Genomic DNA, 23840 nt, shown 5'->3' on the forward strand with positions numbered 1-23840 from the left:
CCGGACCCTGTGGACGGGCCCGGCCCGGCCGCGCGCGGTGGGTGTGGGGTATCAGTCGTCGCGCTGGGAGGCGTCCCAGCGGTGCTCACCGGCGCGCGGCGCCTCTAGGCGCTGCAACTCGGTCTCGTGCGCGGCCCTGAACAGGCCCGGCAGCTCGTCGGCGACGTCGGCGACCTGGTGCACGGCCGCGCTGAGCTGGTGCATGTACTGCACCACCGCCGGGTGCAGCGGCTGTTCGCTCTCGGCCACCGCCGACATCTCGTGCAGCCCCGACCCGATGGTGCGCAGCATGCCGGGAAGGGCCTGCAACCCGCCTTCGTAGGTGAGCATGTGCACGTCGGCGCCGCCGAACGCCGCCAGGGCAGCGCGCATCTCGTCGGCGGCCGACTCGGCCCGGATGATCTCGTTGGGTTTGTTCATCACGTGTCCTTCCACGGGTGCGCCGGATCCTCCGGCGCCGATGGCCGGGCGCTGCCCGGCGGTGAGCTCGCCCGGGACGCGGGCGGAGGTGCCGATGACGCGGCCGGTCAGCGCGCGCCGGGGTCGGCTGGAGCGCTCGGAGGCCCCCAGGACCGCCACCGCCAGCGCGGAGGTGGCGGCCGAGGCGTCCGACATCGGGCCGTAGCGGTCATCGCTGCGCACCCGCGACCACAGGCGGCCCCACCAGCGGGCCAGGGCCCGCCATAGCGCGCCCGCCCGCAGGCGGCGGATGCGTTTGCGCATGTAGTCGCGGGTGCGGACTGAGGCGCGCCGTACGCGCACCCGCCCGGCCTGGGCTCGGGGGTGGCTCCAGCCGCGGCGCAGCCCGCCCCAGGCCCGGCGCAGTGGGCGGTGCCCGCTCGGCCGCGGGGCGGCGGGGTCGGTGATCGAGGTGGTACGGCCCCGGGGGGCGAAGCCGCGGACCCCGCCCCACCGGCTGGCGCCACCGGTCTTGGGGGCGCGCACCCCGGGCCGGAAGGCCCCGGAGCCGCCCCGCACACCGCCGCCGCGTCCCAGAGGGGAGGGCCTGGCGGCGCCCCGCCCGGGGGTGGTCCGGCCCAGGCCGCCGATGCCGGTCCGGGGCAGCACACCCCTACCGCCGCTTCTGGCAGCAGGGCCGCCACGGCGGCCCAGGCCGGTGGAAGCGGCTGCGGACCGGCCGGGACGTGCCCGACCGGGAAGGCCGGCCCCGGACCGGAGACGGCCCGTGCCCCGGCCCGCCCCCAGGCCTCGACCTGTACCGGCGCCCCGGCCCAGCAGGCCGCGGAACCGGCCGCCGCGCCCGCCTGCGGGAACGGCGGAGGCGCCGCGTTGGGCGGCGGAGCGGCGGCGGGCCCCGTGCGCCATGTAGGCGACCCCGGCGACCGCGGCCACCGCCCCCACAGCGGCCAGACCGGCCGGACCGGCCGCCCCGTAGGCCAGGCCGGAGGCAGTGGCCGCGTTCGAGGTGGCCAGCTCCAGCAGCGGGGGCAGCGGCGGCGGCTCCCCGCCCGACTCCTGGCCGGTGTCGCCGGGGAGGACCTCGGTCTCCTCCGGCGCGGGATCGGGCGCGGGGGTGTCGGCGGCCGCGCGTTCGGTCTCATCCAGGTCGGGGAGGGGTTCAGCGTCGGGAACCTCCACACCCTGGTCGGGTTCGGTGTCGTTGTAGGTGTTCATGCCGCCCCCGTTCAGATCAGGGTGGACAACATCGGAGTGAGCGCGCCGATGAAGCGCGCGACGGCGTCAGCGCCGCTGATGATCAGGCCGACGAACCCGCTGATCAGCGCCGCGACCGATTCGGGGGCGCGGAAGAACCACAGGATCAGGGAGCCGACGATGAAGATGACGAAGAGTTGGCCCAGGCAGCCGCGGAACATGACGGGATCTCCTCACAGAGGACAGGGGGTGGAAGGGGGCCCCTTTCGCGGGGCCGCCCCGAAGGTGTCGAAGCCGGGCAGGGGGTCCTGGCAGATACACAGGAGACAGTGGTCGTGGGGTTGGGTGCGGTGCTTTCCGGGCTCTCGGCAGGCCTGGCCCGGCGGCGGCGCCACGGCGGCCTTGTGCGCCTCGGCAGCCTTGCGGGCCTCGGAGGCGCTGTAGTAGCGGGCGGTGTTGGTGGCGGTGCACGCGCATCGCACGCGCCACACCAGGGCCTCACCCTCGGGGGTGTCCTCGATGGCGGGCACGTCGATCTCGGGCCGGTGGACGAGCGGGGCGGGCACGGTCTTCTCCTTCCTGAACACGGGCGGTGGCGGGCTCTCACACGCGGACCGGGCGTCCGCGGTTCCGGCCGCGCCGAACAAGTGCGCACACCCGCCCCGCATGGCGGAGAAGGTGTGCGCACCCGCCGGAGCGGGGCAGTCCGGCCGCCCACCGGTGGGCGGGCGGCCCTGCTGTTCAGTCCTCGGCGAAGACGGCATAGCCGCTCTCGGCCAGGGCCTGGCGGTGGTCGCGCACCGTGCTCCGGGGCAGCGCGGTGTCGCGCACGATCTGGCGGGTGGCCACCGCCCGCCCGTGGGCGGCGATGTAGAGCATCACCGCGCGCCGCGGACCCTCAAGCTCCGGGTAGAGGCCCTGGTCCTGGGCGGTGGGCGGCGCCTCCGCCCGGTGGGCGGGGCCGTGGGCGCCCGCACCGGTGTCCGCCCCGTCGTCGGGGTGCGCCTGGGCGCCGTGGGCGCTGTGCCCGCCCGGGGTGGGCGGAACCCGCACGCTGTGGGCGGCCGGGGCGCCCCCGGTGGGCGGGGTGTGATCCAGCAGCGCCTGAAGGGCGTCGGTGCCCCTCTCGGCCAGGACGGCCACGTGCTCCTCGGCCAGGGCCGCCAGGACCCGCCGCATCCGGTCGACCTCTCCGGCCTCGGCCTCGGTGGAGGACGGGGCGGGTCCGCTCTCGTCGACGGCGGGGATGAACGCCCCGGCGGCGGTCTCTTCCAGGCGGCGGCGCTCGGCCGCCCACTGGTCGGTGCGCCACTGGTCGGTGTTGGCGCGGATCACCGCCCGGATCACCGTGGTGGCCCCCCACGAGGCGGCCGACGCCCCCAGTGCGATGACCGCGCCGGTGATGCCCACCAGGCCCAGCAGGCCGGTGCCCCCGGCGATGATGCCGGTGGTGTTGAGTCCCACCGACACCACCAGCAGAAGCGCGATCGCACCGAGCATCAGCGCCAGCACCCGCCGGGCGTCAGAGCCGAGCGCGGCCAGGTCGGCCTTGTTGTGGGTGCGCACCAGCCCCTGGAAGGTCAGCAGCAGGATCACCGGCACGGTCAGCAGCGCCTCGGCCAGGACCCCGACCAGCACCGCGACCGGTAGCTCCCACGAGGTGTGGGCCCAGGCCCCGATGCCCAGCGCGGAGGCGGCCGACCCGGCCAGGGACACCCCGATCAGCATCCGCCGGATGCGCGGGTCCGCCTGGTGCAGGGCCAGCGCGGAGGCGGCCGGGTTGTCGGCCTCCTCATAGGTGTCGATGGCCTCCAGCGTGGCGGCGGCCCGGTCGGCGCGGGTCTCGGCCACGGTCAGCGCTCTTTCGCCCCGCTGGGCGCGTGAGCGGCGCCGACGGCGGGCCTGGGAGAGCCGGTCCTCGGCCTGCTCGGCCTGTTCGGCCAGCACCGCGCGGGAGACGGTGTCGGCCACCGCGATGCGCTGGGCCAGCGTGCGGGGGTTGGCGGCCGGGTCGGTGGTGAGGGTGGAGTCGTCCACCTCGTGCAGGTCGTCGGTGGCGGTGTTGAGGCGCCGCCAGTCCTCCACCGCCTGGGCGGGGTCGGCCCCGCCGTCCGCGGACGCCGGGCGGGTCTTCTTCTTGCGCAGCATGGTTCAGCCTTCCTCGGGGGCGGGGCGGGTCTGGGTCATCAGGTGGGGGCCGCCGCTCACGTGCAGCAGGACCGCCACGAGGGTGCACAGCAGGGCCAGCGCGGCCAGGCCGAGCGCGAAGCCGGTCATCGTCTCTCCTTGCGCGGGTGGGGTCAGGCGGCCGTGTCGGTCGTCAGGGCGGTGATGCGTTCGCCGTAGGCGTCGACCAGGGCGGCGACGGTGGCCGCGGCCTGTTCCACACCGGCCCTCAGGCCGCCGGGATGATCGGCCAGGGGGCTAGCCAGTGGGGGGTGGTCGGTGGCGCGGTCTTGGAGCAGGTCGTCGAGGATGTCGGCGCGGGCGGCCTCGCGGGCGGCCCGTTCGTCCTCGCTCTCCCTGGGCAGGGACTCGGCCCCCAGGTCGGCCAGCAGCTCCAGCCAGGGGTCGACCAGGTCGGCGGTGGGGAACAGGGTGTGCGGCATGTGGGGCTCCAAAGACGGGGCGGCCCCGGACAACGCGGGGATGTCCGGGGCCGCGAGCGGGATCGGCTGCGGGTCAGCGGGTCAGGTCGGGGCGTACGTTTCAGGCGGCCTTCTCGTCGCGGACGACGGCCTGGGCGTACACCTGGACGCCGGTGCCCTCCCAGTCGCGGCAGATGACCGCGTCGATGTGGAAGTCCTCCCGGTGCTCAACGGGGGTGTCGAGGGCCCGGGACAGGTCGTCGAGGAAGGCGGCTCCCTGGTCGTGGGAAGCGCTGCAGGTAAGCAGGCCGACGCTGGGGCCGAACTTCCCGATGCGGACACTCACGTGCACGTAGGGCATGTGGTCGGAGTCCTGGTCCATGCGGCCGACGATCACCGAGGCGATCGCGAGCAGCTCGGACATGGTCAGGGTCTGTACGGGGCGGCCGGTGTCGAGGGCGGTGGCCATGAACGGGTCTCCTTCGTTCGGGTGGTGCGGACCCGGGTGGTCCCCGCCCGGCCCCTCCTTCGCCGTGTTGTGCCGGCGGGGTGAGGGCTGGACAGGCACCCCAGGGGTGCGGCGCGGCCATTCCTTCAGACCAGCCCGTAGGTAGGTCTGTCGTGGTCACGACTTCCCGTCGCCGCCCCTTGTCTGCTCGGGGTGGGGTCAGGGCTTGCGCGCTATGTGCCTCAAGGGGCTTGTGAAAGCTCGTGCGCTCCGGGATTCCACGCGGTGGCCAGGGCTCTGCCCTGGCCACCGGAGTCCTCTTCCGGGCTGTGCTGGCCTCTAAGAGGCCATGGCAAGAAGCTAACAGTTGATAGGCATTAAGATCAACTGTTAGGAACAAGGATGCTCGAAGTCGCGTTCTGAACAGGGGAGACGCTGATCGGTTGCTGTTAGGAAGTAGGTACGATGTCCGGGTTGAAGCCGGGATGTACGCACGAGAGGACCCGCATGCCTGCTGATTCACGCCGCCCGCGCTCGGAGGCTGTTTACGAGCAGGTCGCACGCAACATCCGCAACGGCATCGAGGCGGGTGTACTCCGGCACGGGCAGGCCTTGCCATCCACTCGGCAACTCGCTGAGGAGTGGAAGGTCAGCGTCCACACCATCAGCGAGGCGATGAGGCTTCTCATCGAAGACGGGCTGGTGATCAGCAAGTCCCGCTCCCAGCGGGTCATTCATGCGCCGAACCAGACGGCTCGGGGTGGGATCCGCCTTCGGACGCCGAATGTGCTGTTGATCGGTGGTTACGCGGGAAGCGGCAAGAGCGAGCTTGGGCGAGTGCTCGCACGGGAAACCGGTTGGCCGATGCTCGACAAGGACACCTTGACCCGTCCTGTAGTCGAGGCTGCGCTAGAGGTGCTGGGGACCTCTCCGCATGATCGGGAGTCGGACACCTACTTGACCCTGATCCGGCCACGCGAATACGAGGCACTGGCCGCAGCCGCCCGGGAGAACGTGGAATGCGGTACCAGCGTGATCACCGCCGCTCCGTATATCCGCGAGTTCACCGACCCGGCATGGATCGACCGGACCAAGGCCACATACGAAGGGCTCGGAGCGAAGCTCACGCTCGTGTGGGTGAACTGCGACGCGGAAAGCATGCACACCTACATCCGCCACCGAGGGGCCGCGCGAGACGCCGCGAAGCTGGCCGACTGGCAGGGGTACCTGAACGGCATCGACGTGGATTTCAGGCCGCCCACCGACCACGTGGTAGTCGAGAACTCGACATCGGCCCCGCCGTTGCAGAACCAAGCGGACGACCTGGTGAAGAAGCTGATGGTGGAGAGTTCGTAATGAAGTCTGGGGTCATCCTCTATGGCCCGCCGGCGGCTGGGAAGAGCACGGTCACACAGGAGCTTCAGAACCTCGATCCGCGATTCGAGCTCTTCCGCCGCATGAAGACCGGCCGCGGGCGATCCTCTGAATACCGCATGGTGAGCCCCGAAGACATCCGGGAGGTTCGTCGGCGGGGTGAGATCGTTTGGCAGAACGAGCGCTACGGCTCCGTCTACGTGATCGACCGTCCGGGGCTGGTGGCGATGATGGAGGATCGGATACCGGTCGTGCATCTCGGCCAGGCCGAGGCTGTCTCGGCCGTCCTAACGGCTGTGCCCGCTCGCTGGCTGGTGGTCTACCTCTGGTGCCCTCGGGAGGTTGCCCTTAGCCGGATCGGAGAGCGGGCTACCGGAGACACCGAAGAGCGGGTGAGGGTGTGGGATGAGACGCCGGAACTACTCACCGCCGACCTGATCGTGGACACGAGCACGACAGCGATATCAGAGGTAGCGAAGCGCGTCGAATCATCCCTTCCGCGCTGAATCTGGCGACCTTTGGAAAGAAATAACGAGAAGCTCGGGCCATACGCTCGGGCTTCTTGCTGTCACAGGACCCGATTCTCTATCCCGTGTGCTTGGAAGGCAGTTCGTTCATGGTATTAGAAACACCAAATCGGGGTTGACATATAGGTTGACCCATGCGTTGACACGCTGGTTGACAAGAACGCAGCCCTAAGAAGGCCTCAGGCCCTGCCGCTGAGGCGATCCCGGGCGTTGGCAAACTCCGACATCTTACCTACCTGTGCATCTGAACCCATAAGAAAAATAAGGAGTCAGTCACGAGCATGAACAAAAAGACATGCTGATACCACTGATGTATCCGACCGCAATAAGGGTTATGATTAGAAGGATGCATAAAACGTCAATCAGATACTATTGGCGCATAACCCTTTCCTGAATGGCAGCATATAATCAGCGGGACAAGGTTCAATTGGGCTTGGTCTTGTGATGCGGTACCTATCCCCGCGTGCGCGGGGAGCAGTCGGTCACCGCCAGGCTTCCTGAAGAGGGGGCGGGTCCATCCCCGCGTGCGCGGGGAGCAGTGCACCCGGTACCCGTTGGTCGCGCTGAGCTCGGGTCCATCCCCGCGTGCGCGGGGAGCAGAGAGGGCCGCTAGGTCCTGACCCCGGGTTTTGGGGTCCATCCCCGCGTGCGCGGGGAGCAGACCAAGCACCGCATCCACAAGATCACCGGAATAGGTCCATCCCCGCGTGCGCGGGGAGCAGAAGGGCGGTGATGACGTCTTCGAGGCGAACGAGGGTCCATCCCCGCGTGCGCGGGGAGCAGGACTTCGACAAGACGTTCAAGCGTATGTTCGGGGGTCCATCCCCGCGTGCGCGGGGAGCAGCAGGTGCGGCGCGACATCGACAAAACCCGCGGGGGTCCATCCCCGCGTGCGCGGGGAGCAGTCCGGCAAGGCCCGGCTCGGCGCCCGGCTCACGGGTCCATCCCCGCGTGCGCGGGGAGCAGCTGATCGTGGACCGCATCGGCATGACGGTCCAGGGTCCATCCCCGCGTGCGCGGGGAGCAGGGGCTCCGTGACCGTCAGCCCGATTTGCTCGTCGGGTCCATCCCCGCGTGCGCGGGGAGCAGCCGTTCGGTGTCTTCGACTGGGGGCGCGACCCGGGTCCATCCCCGCGTGCGCGGGGAGCAGAGGTCACGGAAGTCGTTCGCGGACACCCTGCCGGGTCCATCCCCGCGTGCGCGGGGAGCAGCTTCCGCCACTGGTACTGGCGGACCGTTTTGGGGGTCCATCCCCGCGTGCGCGGGGAGCAGGCCGCCCGCGCCGCGTTCCGCACAACCGAGGCGGGTCCATCCCCGCGTGCGCGGGGAGCAGCCGGCGCGACGGATGCCCTCGTCGCTGACGTAGGGTCCATCCCCGCGTGCGCGGGGAGCAGCCGTTCGGTGTCTTCGACTGGGGGCGCGACCCGGGTCCATCCCCGCGTGCGCGGGGAGCAGTGTGCGGCGTTGGGGCGGTGGATGTCCACGGTGGGTCCATCCCCGCGTGCGCGGGGAGCAGCTTGGACTCCGGGGACCACCGGTTCAGAAGCTGGGTCCATCCCCGCGTGCGCGGGGAGCAGTCTTCCTGACCTGCGATTTTATCCGCGTGAACCCCTCGAATCTGCAAGCTGTTGAGAAACGGACATTTCACGCATCCTCGCCTGTCAGTCTGCTTTGCTCGACTCCGGCCGCCAACGACGGCTACTGCGGAGGCTACACGGAGTCTGCGGAGGCTGTCAGGAGGCTGGAGTCTCCGCTTAGCCTCCGCCCTGTTCCCGCACGTCAGCCCTTGTCCGCTCGCGACTGCGGAGGCTGCGGAGGCTGCGGAGGCTGCGGAGGCTCCTTCTCCTAACTCTCTAAAGAAAGAAGACGTACAGGAGGGACCCCCCGAATGGCTAGCCATGGAGGCACAGGGTTCCCGCCGCCTTGTGTGGGGTCGACGATCGTTTCCCAGCCCGGGGGAGGGCCTCACAGTGAGTTCTGACGAGACCTCCACGGGGAATGCACGTTGAAGTTTTCGCGCCCGCTGGTGTCCGTGGGGGAGAAACGCAGGTCAGGCCGCATGCGCTGGCATGAGGGTGCGTGGACTCATAATCCCTGGGTCGCGGGTTCGAGTCCTGCCCGGCCTACCCTCCCTCAAGCCTTTCACCTGCGGAGGCTCTGCTCCGCAGGGTTCAGGTGCCCCGGTTTTGACAGCCAATCTGACAGCCTGGGCGCTGCAGGTCCGCGCGAACACGTCGGAACTCATTCCATCCTGTTCACCTGTTCTGTGCATTTCTGCACGATTGTTCGGTCCGTGCCGGAAAAGGTGGCGTTGTGTCCGGCCCTGCGCGAACCGTCGGAGTGGTGGCTGTCACGCTGTCGGGGCGTGCGCCCCTCCTCAGCGCGGACAGCCCAGGTGGTGGTGGACCACCAGGTCGACGAAGACGGTGCCGAGGTCGTCCAGCCCCAGGTCGCTGTCGGCGTGGTACCAGTGCAGCAGGGAGTCGAGGGTGCCCAGCACCTCGTCGGCGGCCGAGGCGGGGGCGTCGACGAGGAAGGATCCCTCCGCCCGGCCGCGCGTGATGATCTCCTCGACGAGCGCGCGGTAGGCGTGCTTGAGTCCGGTGAGCTCCCGGTGCCGGGTGGGGTGTACCGCGCGCAGCACCGGGAGCAGCTCCTGTTCGAGCGCGGCCGTCGCCCGGTGCTCCCAACCGCTGGACACATGCCGCCTGACGAGCGACGACATCCGTTCGACCGGGTGCGCTCCTGGGGTGTCCGCGGCCAACTGCTCGTCGAGGCGCGTGCGGGTGGCCCGTAGGACGACCGCGTAGGCGAGGTCGGTGCGTGCGGGAAAGGCGCGTCTGAGGTCGGCGGGGTCAGTTCCGGTCTCGGAGGCGATCCAGCGGGTCAGGGCGGGCATCGTCGCACCGTGTGCGCCGTGTTCGGCGAACAGGCGTGCCGCGCAGTCCAGGACGGGGCCCGCCGTCCGGAGCCCGTGAGGGGAGGTCTCGGCCGTCATGAGTTTTTTCGTCGTTCGGAGGGACCGCTGGGGGCTGGGCGGCGTGCGGCTGGTTCTGAGTAAGTCCTTTCCGAGGGTATCCCGGAGGGGAGGGAAAAGGTGCCGAACGGAGAATTAACGGTGACGTTTCGACGGTTCGCGCCGATGGCGGGGGAGGGGCCGACACCCGGGGAGCGGTGGTGCGCCTGCTGTGGTGGAGCCGGGATCAGTGCTGATGGGAGTTCATGCCGACTCCGCCGCCTGGGGGACGTCGCCGTGGTCGTGGGAGGACAGTGACACCAGGTCCTCGACCCGCTCCGTGGCGAGTGCGTCGATCCCCATTCCGACCTGTCGGGCCATTTCCGGAAACTCGTTGACCCCCCACGCCGCGACGAGATATCCGAAACGATGAATCTCCCCGATTCGTTCCCTGTTCAGCAGTGTGTGCTGAATACGGAGGTACGTTGGCCGCAGTGTGCGCGTGATGTCCTCCGGAGGCAGGCCCGGCTGGTCCCAGGACAGCATCGTCCCGGCCTCCTCACTCCGGGTGCGCAGCGCCCCGAGGACCTCCGCGGAACCGGTGAAGGGCACGCGTCCGGCCAGCCCGCGCTCGTGCAGCAGGGACTCCGCGGCCAGAGCGGCCTCAGCGGAGGGGGCGTGGATCAGCAGGGGCGGCACGGTGCCGGGACGGAACTCGGCCAGCACCTCCATGAGTGTGGGCACGCGCTGTTCCACGCTGTCGCGCGCGGCGGCCAGTTCGGCCAGGGACAGTTCGCGGACGGGCCGGGGCGGTGCACCCGGGGAGGGGCTGACCTGTTCGGGCGCCAGGACCGGGTAGCCGTCCGCACTCAGATGGACGTCGACCTTGACCAGGTCCGCTCCGGCGCGCAAGGCTGATCGCAGGGCCGGGAGGGTGTTTCCCGGCGCCTGGGCGGTGTCTGCGCTCATAGCAATGGACAACGTCATGGTGCAAGGGTCGCAAAGACGGGCGCTGTACGTGGGGCAAACAGGAAAAACATCGGCTTCGTCCTCCGGGTGAAGGACGCCTGCGCCGGCGGCCGGGCGTCGTCCGCCCCTTGATGGGAGCCGTCTCACGCCGCGGGGGCGCTGTTGCGCCCCCTCCGCGATGGGAAACTTTGTGACATGGCATCGTGGAAGCACGGTGCCCCCGTGGCCGGCCCCTGAGCGTGAGGCGAATGATGATTCCGGATCAGCGACGAGAGCACATCCTGAAGCTCCTCCAGGAGCGTCACGTGTTGAGCATCAACGAGCTCACGTCCATGCTGTCCGTCTCGCACATGACGATCCGGCGCGACATCCAGGCCCTGGAGAACGACGGAAAGGTCCTGTCGGTCACCGGCGGAGTGCGCCTGGCCGCCCGGCTCAAGAGCGAACCCTCCTACCTGGCCAAGGCGCAGCTGGAGGTGCCCGCCAAGCGCGCCATCGCCCGGGCCGCGGCCGAACTGGTCCGGGAGAACTTCACCATCTACCTGGACGCGGGGACGACCACCCTCCAGATGGTCCCGATGCTCACCGACAAGGTCGGCCTCACCGTGATCACCAGCGACTTCAACGTCGTGGGCCACCTGATGGAGTACCCCGGGATCGAACTGATCCACACCGGCGGCGTGGTGTCCCACTCCGACCACTCCTCGGTCGGCCAGTACACGGCCGACTTCCTGCGCAAGGTCAACGTCGACCTCGCCTTCATCGCGAGCAGCTCCTGGGACGCCGACCGCGGTTCGACGACCCCCTCCGAGGCGAAGGTGATCCACAAACAGGAACTGCTGCAGATCGCCTCGAAGAGCGTCCTGACCGTCGACAGCACCAAGTACGGCAAGTTCGGCACGTTCAGGGTGGCGCGGCTGGAGGAGTTCGACCTCATCATCACCGACGACCGGCTCCCGCGTTCGGCGGTTGAGGAGCTCGCCGAGCGCGACGTGCGGCTGCGGACGGTGGAGAGCGAGTGAGGAACGGGCCCCGCGACGCCGCCCGGGCCCTCAGGACTCGGTGTCGTCCAGTTCGGCCGGGACGAACAGCGCCAGTTCGGTGCCGTCGGGGTCGAAGAACACCAGCGTGGAGCCGTCGACGTCGTGGCTGGTGGGTACGTGCTCCACGTCCAGGTCGGTGAACCGGTCCTCCCAGGCCTCCAGTTCGCCCAGGTTGCCCACTTGGAGGACGAGCTGGTCCAGGCCGCAGCGGCGGTGGTCGAACCGGCCCTTGAAGTTGTCCCGGTGCTGCACCAGGTCCAGCAGGAAGCCGCAGGAGTGGCGGCACTCGGTGCGCATGGTCCCGTGGTCGTCCTCGGTTCGCCGCAGCTTCTTGAAGCCCAGGACCGAACGGTAGAACCGTACGCTCTCGTCGAGGTCGCGGACGGAGAGCGTGACACGCGCGAGACCGCTGATGGACGGCACGTTGACCTCCCTTTTGCGTCGTGGGGACCCGGGCTTCATGGTGGCCAGTAGTTCGAGCACGGTTCCCGAGCCTAGGGCCGATTGACCAGTAGCAGGACCTGCCTTAACGCGTGCTTAACACCCGATGTTCCCAGGTCGCCCGATGGTCTTCCCCAGGTCTCGATGGGGTCTCGTCCACCTCACGGTCCATGGGTGTGTCACGGGGTCACCGGCCGCCACGGGACGGGGCTGGAGAGCACCATAGTGCTGGAGGGGCGGCCGTGCTCGGCCAACCGGTCGATGACCTCCTCGAAGTGCTCCATGGAGCGCACCGCGATGAACAGGACGCAGCAGGCGTCGCCGGTCACACGGTGCACCTGGAGGATCTCCGGTGCCTCCAGCGACAGGGGCTCGCGGAGCAGGCAGTGTGGCCCGAAGCACTCCATCCGCACCAGGGCCGTCACGGGAAGGCCGGCCGCGGCCGGGTCCACGTGGGCGTGGTAGCCGGAGATCACGCCGCGGTCCGTGAGGCGCCGGACCCGGTCGGCCACCGCCGGGGCCGACAGGTTCACCTTGCGGGACAGCGCGTTGAAGGACAGCCGTCCGTCCGCTTGGAGCTCGGACAGGATACGCAGGTCGACGCCGTCCAGTGGGATGCCCGCCTGTGGAGCCATGCTTTGCGTTCCCAAAGTCGATGATCGGATTCCTCTTCTCTATGTTAACTCGATGACCGATATGCGTGCTCATTGAATCTTCCGAAGCGGCCCCCTTCCGTTCGATCATGGTCTGCGCCCGCCGGGTCCCGTCCGCGACGGCGCTCCCGCGGCCGACAGCACAGCACCGACAAGGGGTTCCCATGTATTCCGCGACCGTCCCGCAGTGTCCGTTCTCCCCGGAGGACACCGCGGCGGAGGACGCCCGTACGCCGACCGCCGTACCGGAGGGGTCGGCCGGGGGAGCGCCGACGCTCTCCTTCGACCGCGTCACCCCCTACGTCGGCTACGCCGGGATCAACACCCTCCTGAGCCTCAAGCGGACGCGCACCGACGAACCCGCCGAGTCCGCGTTCATCCTCGCAACCCAGGTGATGGAGTTGCTGTTCTCCCTGGTCGCGGAACGCTGGGAGGGGGCCCGTGACGCCCTGGAGGCCGACGACGTCCCCGGCGCCCTCGCCTGGCTGCGCCGCGCCCGCGACGCCCAGGACGTGCTCAACGACTCCTGGAAGCTGCTCGCCGACATGACACCGAACGAGTTCGCGCGCTTTCGCGGAGCCTTCGGCGAGGCGTCCGGCTTCCAGTCCTACGGCTACCGCAAGCTGGAGTTCCTCCTGGGCCACAAGTCCGCGGCGATGATCCGCCCGCACAGGGCCATGGGCGGGGTCGCCGACGAACTCACCGCCCTCCTGGAACGGCCGAGCCTGTACGACGCCGCGCTGCGCCTCCTCCACCGCAGGGGTCTGCCGGTGCCCGGGGACAGGGTCGAGCGCGACTGGAGGGGCGACTACGAGCCCAGCGCCGGGGTCGAACGTGCCTGGGAGGGGGTCTACGCCGACGACAGCCCCGGCCACGACCTGTTCCTCCTGGCCGAGGCCCTGCTCGACGTCGCCGAGCGGACGGCCGAGTGGCGCCGCCGCCACCTCGTCGCCGTCAAGCGCGTCCTGGGGGCCAAGCGCGGCAGCGGCGGCTCCAGCGGCCTGGCTTGGCTCGCCCGCAACGCCGAACGGGACGCCTTTCCCGAACTGTGGAGCCTGCGCTCCGCACTCTGACCACGACAGCACCATCAGAAAGCAGGAACCGCATGCCGCCCGCTACCCGCGAGGAGTGCGCCGCCCTCGACGCCGCCGACCCCCTCGCCCCCTTCCGTGAGGAGTTCGTCCTCCCCGAGGGGGTGGTCTACCTGGACGGCAACTCGCTGGGGGCGCTGCCGAGGTCCACCCCGGGCAGGGTCGCCCGCATGGTCGAACACGAGTGGGGCCAGGGCCTGGTCACGAGCTGGAACGGTGCGGGATGGTGGGACAAGCCGCGAACCCTGGGCGCCAGGGTCGCGCCCCTGGTGGGCGCCGGGGCGGACGAGGTGGTCGTCGGTGACGGCACCTCGGCCAACCTGTTCAAGGTCCTGGTCGCGGCGCTGGGCATGTCCGGCCGCTCGGTCGTCCTGGGAGAGGCGGGCAACTTCCCCACTGACCTGTACGTCGCCGAGGGCGCGGCCGCGCTCACCGGGGCCGTGCAGCGCCGGGTGGACCCCGACGGCTCGGACCTGGCCGAGGCGCTGGCGCGCGGGGACGCGGCCGTCCTCCTGCTGAGCCACGTCGACTACCGGAGCGGCACGCTGCGCGACATGGCGGGGATCACCCGTCTGGCCCACGAGCACGGGACCCTGGTGGTCTGGGACCTGTGCCACAGCGTCGGCGCCGTGCCGGTCGCCCTCTCCGCGAGCGGGGCCGACTTCGCCGTGGGCTGCACCTACAAGTACCTGAACGCCGGTCCCGGTGCCCCGTCCTTCCTCTACGCCGCGAAGCGGCACCACGCCGCCGCGCACCAGCCGCTGAGCGGCTGGCACGGGCACGCCCGCCCCTTCGACTTCACCCCTGAGTACGAGCCTTCGCCGGGGGTGTCGCGTTTCCTGAGCGGGTCGCAGCCCCTCGTGGCCGCCGCCGCTCTGGAGGCGAGCCTGGACGTGTGGGCCCGGGCCGACATGGGTCTGGTGCGGGCCAAGAGCCTGGCGATGACCGACCTGTTCCTGCACAGGGCCGCCGAGGCGGGTCTGGTCTCGATCACGCCTGCCGAGCACGAGAGGCGGGGCAGCCAGGTCGCCCTGCTGGAGCCGGAGCGGGGCGCGGGCTACCCGATCGTCCGGGCGCTGATCGAGCGCGGTGTGATCGGCGACTTCCGGGCCCCCGACGTCATGCGGTTCGGCTTCACCCCGCTGTACCTGCGCTACGTGGACGTGTACGACGCCGCGTCCGCGCTGGTGGAGGTGGTGCGGACCGGTGAGTGGCGCCGGGGGCGCTTCGCGGCGCGCGACCGGGTGACCTGACCGACACGCCTTGACCTTCCGGTGCCCCGGCGGAGTGTTTCCGCCGGGGTGCCCTTGTGCCGCGGCCCCTCGTCCGGCCGTCCTGCCCCCGCGGGCGGGGCGGGTGCCAGAGGTGTGGCGCGTGGCATGGGGTGGTCTCCCCTGCCCTGTCCGACGCCCCGGATCTCCTCTCCAGGCGGCGTTGGCGCGTGCCCGAGCGCACGGGGCGACATGCCAAAGGGTCATTGGTCGACTACGAAATGTCATTTTACGGTTGATGATTCGCCAATGTGGTTAAACGTGGGCTAGTGTCATTCGTGATCGGTTCGTTATGAAACATTGACGAACCGGTGCCGAGCCCTTGGATGGCCGAGTGCCGCAAGGGAGTCGAGACCTTCTCTCGGGGACGCTCGGCGCGCGACCGCGCGCCCGTCCCGGCGGAGTGCCGGTGCCACCGGCGCCTTCCTGCCCCATCCGATGCCGCCGCCTGCGGTGTGGGTGCTCCATGTCATGACTTGTGGTCACACTGCGCACGTCCACCGTGCCCGTGGGGGCTTGTGCGTCATGCCAGTGGTCTTCTCGGCCCTGTCACCTACCTGGCTATTTCTTACATGAGCAACGAGACTCCGATTCAGTACGGCAAGGTCACCGCCACCTACTTCTGGGACGACGGTTCCGGCATCAACGGGGACACCGGCGCCCCCGCGAGCGGAGAGCCCATGCAGAAGGGCCTGTTCTCCAGCCCGAGCTGGCCGCTGGGTACCGAGGGCTACATCGTCTACGAGGGCGAGGAGTACGAGTTCTTCATCGGCGACCGCGGCCCGGGCGTCCCCTCCTACGACTGCGACGTACTGCTCGACATCGACGGCAAGACCTTCGCCGACATGATGGGTGAGAGCTTCAACGAGACCACGCTCACCGTGAGCGGCGGCAACGGCCACGCCGACGTCGAGTACTACATCACCGAGTGGGGCGACGGCCACGGCACCCCGGGCGCCCCGCACCCCTTCCAGCAGCCCGGCACCTCCTGCGACAGCGCGGTCTCGCCGATCCCCGAGCAGGCCACGGCCGAGCCCGAGCCCGCCGCGGCGGAGCCCGTCGAGGAGGCCTCCCCCTCCGAGGAGCCCTCCGAGGACACCGAGCAGAGCGAGCAGGAGGACTCCGCCGAGACGGCCGCCGCGGCCGACGGCGGCGACGGCTCCGACGAGTCCGGGACGAGCGCCGAGACCGCGGCGACCGACCTCTCCGGCGCCGAGCTCACCGGCTCCGACCACGCCCTGGGCGCGACGGCCCTGCTGACCCTGGCCCTGATCCCGGCTGTCCTGATCGCCCTGTTCTTCGTCTGGTCCCGCCGCAGCCCCGCCGGTGCGCACGCCGGCGCGGCGGAGAACGGCAAGGGCCTGTTGGGCAGGAGCACCGGTGGCCACGGCCTCGCCTCCCTGTACGAGCGCAGCGGCCTCGACGCGATGGTGGACAAGCTGCGCCGCAAGTAGGCCGGAGCGGCCCCCGGGCCCGCTCACCGGGGGAGGCGTTCCATGCGCAGGGCCGTGGCCGGTCACCGGCCACGGCCCCGACGCATGTCCCGCCCCGGACGTGCCGCCCCCGGAGTCCGCCGCGTTCGGTGCCACTTCACGGGGTTGGTCCTTTCACAGGTCGCAGCGGCCTCCCACAATGGTCCGCATGACCGAGTACCGCGTCGTCGACGCCTTCACCGACCGCCCGCTGGCGGGCAACCCCGCCGCCGTCCTCGTCCTGGACGGCCCCCGCCCCGACGCGTGGGCGCAAGGCGTGGCCGCCGAGTTCAACCTCTCGGAGACGGCCTTCGTGCACCCGGTCGAGGACCCAGGCGCCGACTTCGCGCTGCGCTGGTTCACCCCGGCGGTCGAGGTCGACCTGTGCGGGCACGCCACCCTCGCCGCCTCCCACGCCCTCACCGAACTGGGTGTCCCCGGCCCCCACCGCTTCACCACCCGCAGCGGGGTGCTCACCGTCACCACCGACGGCGAGCGCCTCTGGCTGGACTTTCCCGCCAACCCGCCCGAAACCTGTGAGAGCCCCGACGGCCTGGCCGAGGCGCTCGGCACCGAGCCGCTGTACGTGGGGCGGGCCGCCACCGGCGACCTCCTGGTCGAGGTCGCCGACGAGGCCGCCGTCCGGGGTCTCTCCCCGGACCCGGCCGCCCTGAAGGCCCTGCCCGCCCGCGGGATCATCGCCACCGCACGCGGAGAGGGGCACGACCTCGTCTCCCGATTCTTCGCCCCCGCCGTCGGGGTCCCCGAGGACCCCGTCACCGGCAGCGCCCACACCGTGCTCGCCCCGTTCTGGGCCGAGCGCCTGGGCCGCACCGGGCTCACCGCTCGCCAGGTGTCCGGGCGCGGCGGTGACCTGCTGCTGCGGCTTCCGGAGGGGTCACCCGGTCGGGTCCTCATCGGCGGTGCGGCGGTCACCGTGGCCCACGGGACCCTGCGGCTCTAGGGTGTCACTTCCGGACCGTCGCCGACACAGGGAGCCAGAGCATGGACGAGCAGTGGGAGACCAGGGAACGCGTCATCCGCGCCCGGCAGGAACTGGAGGCCTCCCACGCCGGGTGGCGGCGGCCTGCGGCCTACGCGGTCGGTGTCGAAAGGGACGGCGTGACCGGGTTCGGGCTGACCAACGTGGGAGGCAACCACCTGCCCGCCGTCGTTCTGGCGCGGGTCCTGGGACACACCCGCGGCACCGCGACCTACCCCATGACACCGGACCAGTTGGACGAGGCGATCGCCGGGCTGGCCCCGGCCGAGGCCTGCCCGGACTTCGACCACCCGAACCTGCACCACTGGCGGGAGCTGCGTGCCGAGGTGGCGGAGCGGGGCGGCCGACCGGTCGCGGTGTTCGTCGGCGACCTCGGCGACGACCCCGCCGGTCCGCACGACGCCGCCCTCCGCGCCGCGCTGAAGGGCTGAGGCGGACGACCAGCGCAAGCCGGATCACTCGGGATCGAGATTTCCCCCGCAAAGGGAGCCGACTTCCGGTAGAAAAGAACACGAGGCGCCTTCCCCACCCCTCCCGGGGAGGCGGGAACCCGCGGTGCGACCCGGAATGCCCCCTTGATCCCGGAGCGCATCACGGACACCTCACAGGGGCCGCCCCGGTACCGCCACCGGGGCGGCCCCCTCTGTGCCCGGGGACCGGCCCGCCGCCCTCCCCGGACCGTCGTCGGGGGTGGACCGGACGCCCTACCCTGGCGGGGACACCGACCACGAGAGGTAAGGGGAAGCACACGATGGCGGGACGCTACGGGGGCGGCCAGGGGCGTCGACACGGCGGTGGCGGCGGTCGCGGGGGCCGCAGGCCCGAACCCGAACCGATCCGCGGCGTGCGCGACGACGCCCGGCTGTCGTCGGAACTGCTGGCGATGGACGGCGGCTCCTACGGCCGCTACAAGTCGCTCAAGGGCGACTGGGACTTCGGTGACTTCACCCTCACCGTCCAGCACGCGCAGTCCGACCCCTTCGCACCGCCCTCGCGCGTGCGCGTACTCGTCCACGACGCGGGCATCCCCGAGAGCGCCTGGGCCGACCCCGTGCGCCGCCGTGCCACCGCCGACTACCTCGGCCGCAGGGCCCGACGCCTCCTCAAGGGGTCCCTGCTCAAGATCGACACCGGCGGGCAGGAGGTCATCGAACGCTCCTCCTGCCAGGTCACCGAGGGCGGAATCGACCTGCGTATCGGCGTCGACCTGCCCGGACGCGGCCGCCGCATCGACGGCCGCGCCGCCGAGCGCGAACTCTGCGGCACCGTCCCCGACCTCGTCGACGGCCTGGACTGGGAGGAGATCGACGCCGCCGAGGCCGTCGCCTTCGCCGACAGCGTCGCCGACACCGTCGCCCTGCGCTCCGAGCTGGAGGGGCGCGGCCTGGTGGCGTTCGTCGCCGACGGGGCGGTCCTGCCCCGTCGCAGCGGCGTCAGCGACCAGCCCATGGCCGGCGGGGCCGTCCCCTTCGACTCTCCCGAGTCGCTGCGCGTGAGCGTGGACCTGCCCCACCGCGGCACCGTCACCGGCATGGGCGTGCCCGAGGGCATCACCCTCATCGTCGGCGGCGGCTTCCACGGCAAGTCCACCCTCCTGCACGCACTTGAACGGGGCGTCTACGACCACATCCCCGGCGACGGCCGCGAACTCGTCGTCACCCGTGCCGACGCCGTCAAGATCCGCGCCGAGGAGGGGCGCCGGGTCGAGCGCACCGACGTCAGCCCCTTCGTCCGGGGACTGCCCACCGGTGCCGACACCGGCGACTTCCGCACCGAGAACGCCTCCGGGTCCACCTCCCAGGCCGCCAACATCTGCGAGGCCGTCGAGATCGGCTCGCGCACGCTGCTGGTCGACGAGGACTCCACCGCCACCAACCTGATGATCAGGGACGAGCGGATGCAGGCCCTCGTCCACGGCGACCGCGAGCCCCTCGTCCCCTTCATCGACCTGGTACGGCCGCTGCGGCGCGACCACGGCGTCTCCACCGTCCTGGTCATGGGCGGCAGCGGCGACTACTTCGACGTCGCCGACCACGTGGTCATGCTCGACGCCTACCATCCGCACGACGTCACCGACCGTGCCCGGGAACTGGCGCGCGAGCGCTCCGACGCCGACTTCGCACGGCCTCGCGCCCGGGTCGTGGACCCCTCGTCGGTGGACGACACCACCGCGCGCGGCCGGGGCAGGGTCAAGCGCCGCGACATGGACGTGCTGGTGTTCGGCGAGCACGACATCGACGTGCGCTCGGTCGAGCAGTTCGTCGACCCCGGCCAGATCACCGGGGCCGGGCTCGCCCTGCGCGCACTCGTGCGGGGAGGCCACCTGGACGGCGCCCGCACCCTGTCCGAGGCCCTGGACTCCCTCGAACGGAGGCTGGCCGAGGACGGCGTCACCGTCCTCGGCGCGGAGTTCGGCGGGGACTACGCCCTGCCGCGCAGGTACGAGATCGCCGCCGTCCTCAACCGCCTGCGCGCCCTCAGGGTCGCCGAACTGCGCTGACGCCCGCCGTGTCCCGGGGCGACCGGCCACGTCCGATCGGCCACCCCGGGGTCGGTATTGTGGAAAACAGGGCACACCGCCCATACGGCGCGCCGACCGGGCTCCCCCCGCAGGCCGCGCCACGCGGACGGCAGACCCGTGCGATCCCGACCCTTTGGAGACGAGACCCGGTGCGTGAACCCTCGGATCTGTACGAACTCCACCCCGGTTTCGACGACGTCACCGGTCTGGCGATGCTCGTCTGTCTGAACGGCTTCGTCGACGCCGGCCACGCCGGACGGCAGGTGGCCTCGGAGATGTTCGACCGGCTCACCGCGGAGGAGGTCGCCACCTTCGACGCCGACCGCCTCGTGGACTACCGGTCCCGCCGCCCCCCGATGACGTTCGTCGAGAACACCTGGACCGGCTACGAGCCGCCCAAGATCGCCCTGTACCGCATGTACGACGAGGAGGACACCCCCTTCCTCGTCCTGCACGGCCCCGAGCCGGACCGCGAGTGGGAGCTCTTCACCGCCGCCGTCATCGGGCTGGCCGAGCGCTTTGGCGTCACCCTGTCCGTCGCCGTGCACGGTATCCCCATGGCCGTTCCGCACACCCGCCCGGTCACCGTCACCCCCCACGCCACCCGCCCCGAGCTGGTGGCGGGCCACACCCCGTGGATCGGCAGGATCGAGGTCCCCGGCACTGCGGTCTCGCTGCTGGAGTACCGGTTGGGCGAGCGCGGTCACGACTTCATCGGCTACGCAGTCCACGTCCCCAGCTACCTGGCCCAGTCCGAGTACCCCCGGTCGGCCATCGCCGCCGCCGAGTACGTCGGCGGCGCCACCGGTCTGGCCCTGCCCACGAGCGCGCTGGAGGACACGGCCAGGGCCACCGACGTCGACATCGCCGAACAGGTGGCGGCCTCCGAGGAGGTCCAGCGTGTCGTGGCCAACCTGGAACGCCAGTACGACGACATCCTGTCCTCCAGGAACGACGGCGGGGAGCGCCCCAAGCTCCCGCTCGCCGAGGAGGAGGGCGGACTGCCCACCGCCGACGAACTCGGCGCGGAACTCGAACGCTTCCTCGCCGAACGCGAGGGTGACGGGAACGGATGAGCGTGTTCTACCAAGTGCTCTTCAGCTCGGTCCTGCGCCACATGGACGCCGAGCGGGCCCACAGAGTGAGCTTCGCCGCACTGCGCGCCGCCGCCGCGGTGCCCGGTGCCGCCGCGACGATGGGCCGCCTGCTGGGACCGCGCGAGCCCGAGCTGACCGTGCACGCCCTGGGCCGGGAGTTCCCCGGGCCGCTGGGCCTGGCGGCCGGGTTCGACAAGAACGCGGAGAGCCCGCGCGGGCTGGCCGCGCTCGGGTTCGGGTTCGTGGAGGTGGGCACCGTCACGGCCCAGCCCCAGCCCGGGAACCCGGCCCCGCGCCTGTTCCGCCTGGTCGGCGACCGTGCGATCGTCAACCGCATGGGGTTCAACAACGAGGGGTCGGCCCTGGTCGCCGAGCGCCTGTACCACCAGCGCGGCACCCGCCTGCCGGTCCTAGGCGTCAACATCGGCAAGACCAAGGCGACCCCCGAGGAGGAGGCGCCCACCGACTACGCCACCAGTGCCCTCCGCCTGGCCCCCTACGCCGACTACATGGTGGTCAACGTCAGCTCGCCCAACACCCCCGGGCTGCGCGACCTCCAGAGCGTGGAGCGGCTGCGCCCGATCCTGTCCGCCGTACGCGCCGCTCTGTCCGAGTCCGGGCGCCCGGGCCTGCCGCTCCTGGTGAAGATCGCCCCGGACCTGGCGGACGAGGACATCGACGCCGTCGCCGACCTCGCGCTGGCCGAGGGCCTGGACGGCCTCATCGCCACCAACACCACCGTCTCGCGTGAGGGGCTGTCCGCCTCCGACGAGGAGGTGGCCGCGGCCGGTGCGGGGGGCCTCTCGGGCGCCCCCCTCAAGGATCGTTCGCTGGAGGTGCTGCGCCGCCTGCGCTCCCGTGTGGGGGACCGGGTGACCCTGGTCGCGGTCGGCGGCATCGAGACCCCCGAGGATGCCTGGGCGCGCATCCGCGCCGGTGCCACACTCGTGCAGGGCTACACGGGCTTCGTCTACGGGGGGCCGACGTGGCCCCGCCGCGTCCACCGCGGCCTGGCCCGGCTGGTCCGCGAGGCCGGGTACACCTCCGTCGGTGCGGCGGTCGGCTCCGACGCCCCGCCCCCGGACCTGACGGTGGTGGAGGGTGGAGCCGAACACGCGTCCTGACGCGCGCGGGTCAGGCCTCCGGCTCCCCGCTCGCGGCCTCCGGCACGTTCCGCCCCGTGGGGTAGGCCTCACCGGCCACCGGGTCGCCGATCGCCTGGGTTGTGGTCGCGAACGTGTAGCCGTCCTCGCGCAGCAGTCCGATGAGCTCGGGGACGGCAGCCAGGGTGGCGGGCAGCGGATCGTGCAGCAGGACGATCGCGTCCCGGTCGGCGCGGCCGGCCCGGGCGGTCTGCTCCGTGACGCGCTCCACGATCTCGTTCGGGCCGATCTCCGTCCAGTCCTCGCTGTCGACGTTCCACACCACCTGGGCCATCTCCTGCGCGCCGACCTCCGCGAGCACCTCGGGTGAGCTCTGGCCGAACGGCGGCCGGAACAGCGTCACCCGGTACCCGGTCTCCCGGCTGACGATCGCGTTCACTGTCGCCACCTGGCGGGGCAGCGCGCTGACGGGCAGGTCGCGCATGTGCTCGTGCTGGTCGTTGTGGTTGGCGATCTCGTGGCCCTCGGCGTAGGCGCGCCGGATCACCGACGGCCGGGTCAGCGCGGGGTCGCCGTTGAGGAAGAACGTCGCGACCACCCCCTCCTCGGCCAGCAGGTCGAGCAGGTGCGGGGTGGTCTCGGCGGGGCCGTCGTCGAAGGTCAGCGCCACACACCGGACGCCCTCCGCCGCGCAGTCCACGTCCTTGCCCGCGGTGACCTCCCCCGGGACGGCGGGGCGGTCGGCGGTCGGCGCGTCAGGTGCCGGTACGGCGAAGTCGGGCTCCTCCAGCGCGGAGGCCGCACGCGCCCGCTCACCCAGGTCGGACAGGAGAGGGGCCGCCTCCTCGGCGTCGACGACCACCCCGATCCGCCCCGGGGAGGCGTCCGGCGGGTGCCCCTCGCGCACCGGTGAGAGGTGCCCGTCGTCGAACTCCACCACGAGGTCGCCGTCGGCGTTGAAGCCCATCGAGTCGTAGGTGGACAGGATCGGCCACAGCGTGTCCGCTCCCGCGTGGGGGTGGCCGGCCAGCGCGTCGGTGACGATCCCGTTCAGCCGCTCCAACCCCTCCTGCCCGGCGATCAGTTCGGAGGAGTAGCGGGTCAGCCCCGTCTCGGCGTCGTACCAGTAGGTCGCGTACCCCTGCCGGAGCCCGTGCAGGTCCTCCACGGTGTGGACCAGGCGCACCCCCAGGACGCCGCCGCCGGCCGCCGTCACCTCCCAGTCGACGTCCAGGCTCACCGGCTCCCGGCTCCCGCCGTAGAAGTCGCCCACCCGCCGGTCCACGTGCCCGGCCAGCCCCTGGGAGAACCCCTCTGCCCCCTCGAACTCGGGGTAGGCGGCGGTCACCGCCACCCCGTCGGGGACGTAGGGGTGGCCGTCGAAGTCGGCCGCGGTGCCGGTCCACTCCGAGACGGGGCCCCCGGGGGCGTCGGCCACCACCGACATCAGGTCCGCGGCGTCAGCGGCGCCGGGCTCGGCGGCGCAGGAGGCTGCGGGCAGCAGGAGCGCGGCGGCCGCGGCCCCCGCCCACCGGTGCCCCTTCCTGCGGCTGCCCGGCGAGGGCAGGTCCCTCGGCTCGTGTACACGGGCGGTCGTCTGCCCCACCGGCGATACCTCATCCCTTGGTCTGAACGCGTAGCGGCTGCTGGGAGCAACATAGAGGACTGT

General features: G+C 71.3%; 23 protein-coding genes and 1 CRISPR repeat array. Of the genes, 11 read left to right on the plus strand and 12 right to left on the minus strand.

Translation table 11 applies throughout. The features are described 5' to 3' along the window. Nucleotides 1-51: 51 nt before the first annotated feature. The 7 genes from ACFHWE_RS01145 to ACFHWE_RS01175 all read right to left on the minus strand — a co-directional run bounded on the left by ACFHWE_RS01145 (nucleotide 52) and on the right by ACFHWE_RS01175 (nucleotide 4671). Nucleotides 52-1635 (minus strand): hypothetical protein, encoded by a 1584-nt coding sequence (locus ACFHWE_RS01145; protein WP_416598639.1) that lies wholly within the window; start codon nucleotides 1633-1635, stop codon nucleotides 52-54. An 11-nt stretch (nucleotides 1636-1646) separates the two neighbouring features. Next, nucleotides 1647-1835, minus strand: a complete 189-nt coding sequence (locus tag ACFHWE_RS01150; protein WP_416598640.1) for a hypothetical protein — start codon at nucleotides 1833-1835, stop codon at nucleotides 1647-1649. A 12-nt stretch (nucleotides 1836-1847) separates the two neighbouring features. Continuing rightward, entirely contained in the window at nucleotides 1848-2180 is a 333-nt protein-coding gene (locus ACFHWE_RS01155) for a hypothetical protein (RefSeq protein ID WP_416598641.1), read from the minus strand. Between the two features lie 175 nt (nucleotides 2181-2355). Beyond that, complete coding sequence (locus tag ACFHWE_RS01160; protein WP_416598642.1) at nucleotides 2356-3762, minus strand: helix-turn-helix domain-containing protein; 1407 nt, start codon at nucleotides 3760-3762, stop codon at nucleotides 2356-2358. 3 nt (nucleotides 3763-3765) lie between these two features. After that, nucleotides 3766-3891 (minus strand): hypothetical protein, encoded by a 126-nt coding sequence (locus ACFHWE_RS01165; protein ID WP_416598643.1) that lies wholly within the window; start codon nucleotides 3889-3891, stop codon nucleotides 3766-3768. Between the two features lie 23 nt (nucleotides 3892-3914). Continuing rightward, the gene (locus ACFHWE_RS01170) at nucleotides 3915-4223 is read right to left on the minus strand and encodes a hypothetical protein (RefSeq protein ID WP_416598644.1); all 309 of its coding nucleotides are present in this window, start codon (nucleotides 4221-4223) and stop codon (nucleotides 3915-3917) included. 100 nt (nucleotides 4224-4323) lie between these two features. Beyond that, nucleotides 4324-4671 carry a hypothetical protein gene (locus ACFHWE_RS01175; RefSeq protein WP_416598645.1) on the minus strand — a complete coding sequence of 116 codons (348 nt, stop codon included), beginning with the start codon at nucleotides 4669-4671 and terminating at the stop codon, nucleotides 4324-4326. Nucleotides 4672-5157: 486 nt separating this feature from the next. Here ACFHWE_RS01175 and ACFHWE_RS01180 point away from each other — a divergent pair, with 486 nt between their 5' ends. Both ACFHWE_RS01180 and ACFHWE_RS01185 read left to right on the plus strand, forming a co-directional pair. Further along, a complete protein-coding gene (locus tag ACFHWE_RS01180; RefSeq protein WP_416598646.1) occupies nucleotides 5158-6006 on the plus strand; it encodes a GntR family transcriptional regulator in 849 nt (282 codons plus the stop codon). Further along, nucleotides 6006-6530, plus strand: a complete 525-nt coding sequence (locus tag ACFHWE_RS01185) for a guanylate kinase (RefSeq protein ID WP_416598647.1) — start codon at nucleotides 6006-6008, stop codon at nucleotides 6528-6530. The genes ACFHWE_RS01180 and ACFHWE_RS01185 overlap by 1 nt, the downstream gene beginning before the upstream one ends. Before the next feature lie 470 nt (nucleotides 6531-7000). After that, a CRISPR array of direct repeats spans nucleotides 7001-8128; the repeat unit is 29 nt; unit sequence GGGTCCATCCCCGCGTGCGCGGGGAGCAG. 800 nt (nucleotides 8129-8928) lie between these two features. Here the strand turns inward: ACFHWE_RS01185 and ACFHWE_RS01190 are convergent. Both ACFHWE_RS01190 and ACFHWE_RS01195 read right to left on the minus strand, forming a co-directional pair. Continuing rightward, nucleotides 8929-9549 carry a TetR/AcrR family transcriptional regulator gene (locus tag ACFHWE_RS01190; RefSeq protein ID WP_416598648.1) on the minus strand — a complete coding sequence of 207 codons (621 nt, stop codon included), beginning with the start codon at nucleotides 9547-9549 and terminating at the stop codon, nucleotides 8929-8931. Between the two features lie 222 nt (nucleotides 9550-9771). Beyond that, nucleotides 9772-10476: a glycerophosphodiester phosphodiesterase gene (locus ACFHWE_RS01195; RefSeq protein WP_416598649.1), complete on the minus strand. Its 705-nt coding sequence runs from the start codon at nucleotides 10474-10476 to the stop codon at nucleotides 9772-9774. A gap of 251 nt (nucleotides 10477-10727) precedes the next feature. Between ACFHWE_RS01195 and ACFHWE_RS01200 the strand changes: the two genes are divergently transcribed. Continuing rightward, nucleotides 10728-11498: a DeoR/GlpR family DNA-binding transcription regulator gene (locus ACFHWE_RS01200; RefSeq protein ID WP_416598692.1), complete on the plus strand. Its 771-nt coding sequence runs from the start codon at nucleotides 10728-10730 to the stop codon at nucleotides 11496-11498. 30 nt (nucleotides 11499-11528) lie between these two features. Here ACFHWE_RS01200 and ACFHWE_RS01205 read toward each other — a convergent pair whose 3' ends face one another. Continuing rightward, nucleotides 11529-11942: a VOC family protein gene (locus ACFHWE_RS01205; protein WP_028649005.1), complete on the minus strand. Its 414-nt coding sequence runs from the start codon at nucleotides 11940-11942 to the stop codon at nucleotides 11529-11531. Between the two features lie 197 nt (nucleotides 11943-12139). Next, the gene (locus ACFHWE_RS01210) at nucleotides 12140-12595 is read right to left on the minus strand and encodes an Lrp/AsnC family transcriptional regulator (RefSeq protein WP_416598650.1); all 456 of its coding nucleotides are present in this window, start codon (nucleotides 12593-12595) and stop codon (nucleotides 12140-12142) included. Nucleotides 12596-12777: 182 nt separating this feature from the next. Here ACFHWE_RS01210 and ACFHWE_RS01215 point away from each other — a divergent pair, with 182 nt between their 5' ends. From ACFHWE_RS01215 to ACFHWE_RS01250, 8 genes are all read left to right on the plus strand, one after another. Beyond that, nucleotides 12778-13686 carry a tryptophan 2,3-dioxygenase gene (locus tag ACFHWE_RS01215; RefSeq protein ID WP_416598651.1) on the plus strand — a complete coding sequence of 303 codons (909 nt, stop codon included), beginning with the start codon at nucleotides 12778-12780 and terminating at the stop codon, nucleotides 13684-13686. A gap of 32 nt (nucleotides 13687-13718) precedes the next feature. Then, nucleotides 13719-14957, plus strand: coding sequence for a kynureninase (gene kynU / locus ACFHWE_RS01220; RefSeq protein ID WP_416598652.1), 1239 nt, complete (start codon nucleotides 13719-13721; stop codon nucleotides 14955-14957). A gap of 590 nt (nucleotides 14958-15547) precedes the next feature. Beyond that, nucleotides 15548-16429: a hypothetical protein gene (locus ACFHWE_RS01225; protein ID WP_416598653.1), complete on the plus strand. Its 882-nt coding sequence runs from the start codon at nucleotides 15548-15550 to the stop codon at nucleotides 16427-16429. 187 nt (nucleotides 16430-16616) lie between these two features. Further along, on the plus strand, nucleotides 16617-17411 hold the full coding sequence (locus tag ACFHWE_RS01230) for a PhzF family phenazine biosynthesis protein (RefSeq protein ID WP_416598654.1): 795 nt from the start codon (nucleotides 16617-16619) through the stop codon (nucleotides 17409-17411). A gap of 41 nt (nucleotides 17412-17452) precedes the next feature. Further along, the gene (locus ACFHWE_RS01235; protein ID WP_416598655.1) at nucleotides 17453-17881 is read left to right on the plus strand and encodes a hypothetical protein; all 429 of its coding nucleotides are present in this window, start codon (nucleotides 17453-17455) and stop codon (nucleotides 17879-17881) included. A gap of 320 nt (nucleotides 17882-18201) precedes the next feature. Further along, complete coding sequence (locus ACFHWE_RS01240; RefSeq protein ID WP_416598656.1) at nucleotides 18202-19950, plus strand: ABC-ATPase domain-containing protein; 1749 nt, start codon at nucleotides 18202-18204, stop codon at nucleotides 19948-19950. A 170-nt stretch (nucleotides 19951-20120) separates the two neighbouring features. Then, nucleotides 20121-21047 carry a proteasome assembly chaperone family protein gene (locus ACFHWE_RS01245; RefSeq protein ID WP_416598657.1) on the plus strand — a complete coding sequence of 309 codons (927 nt, stop codon included), beginning with the start codon at nucleotides 20121-20123 and terminating at the stop codon, nucleotides 21045-21047. Beyond that, a complete protein-coding gene (locus tag ACFHWE_RS01250; protein WP_416598658.1) occupies nucleotides 21044-22192 on the plus strand; it encodes a quinone-dependent dihydroorotate dehydrogenase in 1149 nt (382 codons plus the stop codon). The genes ACFHWE_RS01245 and ACFHWE_RS01250 overlap by 4 nt, the downstream gene beginning before the upstream one ends. Before the next feature lie 10 nt (nucleotides 22193-22202). On the opposite strand, the gene ACFHWE_RS01255 is transcribed toward ACFHWE_RS01250, so the two are convergent. Continuing rightward, complete coding sequence (locus ACFHWE_RS01255) at nucleotides 22203-23777, minus strand: polysaccharide deacetylase family protein (protein ID WP_416598659.1); 1575 nt, start codon at nucleotides 23775-23777, stop codon at nucleotides 22203-22205. Between the last annotated feature and the right edge of the window lie 63 nt (nucleotides 23778-23840).

The organism is Nocardiopsis sp. LOL_012, from assembly GCF_048060475.1.
Taxonomy (GTDB): Bacteria; Actinomycetota; Actinomycetes; order Streptosporangiales; family Streptosporangiaceae; genus Nocardiopsis.